Source organism: Paenibacillus sp. P4_A7 (assembly GCF_056402455.1).
Genome location: NZ_JBFUHJ010000670.1, coordinates 1 through 2,164 on the forward strand (window position 1 = coordinate 1; position 2,164 = coordinate 2,164).

3 protein-coding genes are annotated in these 2,164 nt (G+C 35.0%); all 3 read left to right on the plus strand.

The features are described 5' to 3' along the window. The first annotated feature begins 241 nt into the window (after positions 1-241). Positions 242-787, plus strand: a complete 546-nt coding sequence (locus AC1DWN_RS32725) for a DUF2004 domain-containing protein (RefSeq protein ID WP_477563012.1) — start codon at positions 242-244, stop codon at positions 785-787. Positions 788-826: 39 nt separating this feature from the next. After that, entirely contained in the window at positions 827-1,186 is a 360-nt protein-coding gene (locus AC1DWN_RS32730) for a hypothetical protein (RefSeq protein WP_477563013.1), read from the plus strand. Positions 1,187-1,279: 93 nt separating this feature from the next. Next, entirely contained in the window at positions 1,280-1,993 is a 714-nt protein-coding gene (locus tag AC1DWN_RS32735; RefSeq protein ID WP_477563014.1) for a DUF5713 family protein, read from the plus strand. Positions 1,994-2,164 lie beyond the last annotated feature (171 nt).

The window sequence follows — 2,164 nt, forward strand, 5'->3', positions numbered from 1 at the left end:
ACGACCCTATCTAGACGATTTTAAGTCTGTAGTCTGACATCAGGTTGAAGTATAGCTCAAGCTGACACATCAATTTAGTTGAAGTCTAAAAACGAAGGATTGGCAAGGCTTTTCAGTACGGCAGGACCATTTAACGTGATAATAACAGTTGTTCTTTGGGTAAATTCCCTCTTTACGTTGTTAATCCGCGTTTTGCTGGTGGGACCCCTAATTGATCAGAAAGATTAAAGGAGCCAACTAAATGATGAAACAAATACCAAGCACGAAATTTCCTAGTCTAGAGTACACACCCGGCGAATCTCTTTGGATAGATAACCTAATGCCTGATAACAAGATCCCGGTTTATTTTAATGTGTCGGAAAAAATTACACAAAATGAGAGCGATATCGCTCGTGTTTCCCATGCACTAGATCACATGGATGAGTTGGTAAACAAGGCTCGGGCGCATCTAAGAGATATTATTCAAAATACAAAAGACCCTAGTCATAAGTTGCTTCATGATTTCTTTGCTTTTCATCTTTTAGAAATGGATGATGAAAGCTTAAAAGTAATGTTTGGGATGGAGCAACCTGGAACATTAAGTGAACCGGAGATGGTTGACCTACTTATGCTAAAAAGCTTGGGAAGCAGCTTGGGCGAAGGTTGGTTGGGAAGTAACTTTGAAAAAGAACTAAAAAATCAGATATTCATTATGGATTTTACTTTTGACCCAGAGTATACGGATCAGTTGGTTGTTGTCTATTTGGATGCGAACTATAACATACTGACTATAAGCCATGAAAGTTAAGATCAAGAATCTAAGAGTAATGGAAGAAGGTTTAGCGTTGTGATAAAAATATTAAGCATAGTTTTGTTGGAAGATGATTTATTCGAAAAACTTGTTTGTAAGATGGAAAATGTTTTTGGCATTCGTTTACMTTACGAAAACAAAAAAGGTCGTTTAATTGCTGAAGGTGACACGGTTACTTATAAAGTCATACTTGTAGATAGAGTAGACGGCCTTAGTGATTTGTTGTGTGATGAACATCACACTTTAGATATTCGTATCGATATGGATGAATCCTTCAACTATGAAAAATATGAAGAAGATGTAGTAACAAAATTGAAAAATGGTGAAATCAGATGGAAATATGGTATTTGGACTAAAACGAAAGACAATGAGGAATATCGTAAAATTTATCCTTAATATGCAAAATGATGATATTATAATGATGATAGTTGATTTAAGATAAATTTGGATAATAGGTGGTAAATCTTACAAACGAAAAGAGGCAGAGTGATGGAAAAAGACACTTTAGCGCAACTTATTATTTGGCATCAAGAAGATGAACATGAAAAAATAGTAGATAGAATTATGGAAATTCCCCAATCAGACAGAGATTATGATACGGTCAGTTTATTGGCAAGAGCTTTGAATAATTTGGAACGTTACGATGAAGCACTTCAACAGCTTTTGGCTATTGCAAAACTTGGTGAGAATGACCCACTTTGGCATTTTCGCGTGGGCTACTCCTACTATTATCTTGAACAATATGAGGAAGCATTAAGAGAATTTGAAATTACAGATAAGCTAGATCCAGATGATAGAGATACTTTGACATTATTAGATTGGAGTCGAAGTAAAGTAAATGTTACAGACAAAATTAAACCATTTGTGCTAAGAGTGCATGATAATGGTAGTGGCTCATTTGAATATTTAAAAGATATGTATATTGATGGATATTTCCCTAATTTTCTTGTGGATAAAGTCAAAGCTGAACTAATTAAAGTTGTTGAATTTTTGGAACAAGGAAATCAAGATATCGAAGAAATTCAATCAAAGCTTGATTTCGCCATCCATGCAATCAATGATCTTGCAGAAGAATTTGACGAGAATGACAGCGAAATTGAAACAGTTGCGAGAGAATCAATTGCACAAACTGTTGAAGATATTTTAGCCTTTTTTGGTATCGAAATAGATACAGAAGAAGCCATTCGTGAACGTGATTGGTAGTTTCTTTGTTCAAATGCTGGTAACATGGTCGATTGCGACGCTTACTTCCCATTTTCGAGGTGTATTCTCACGAAAAGCAAACTACATTAATATACGAGAAAGATGAATCGAATTCATCTTTCTTTGTCTTTTTTCCTTAGGAATACAATCAATTAAAATGTCCTGTTTACC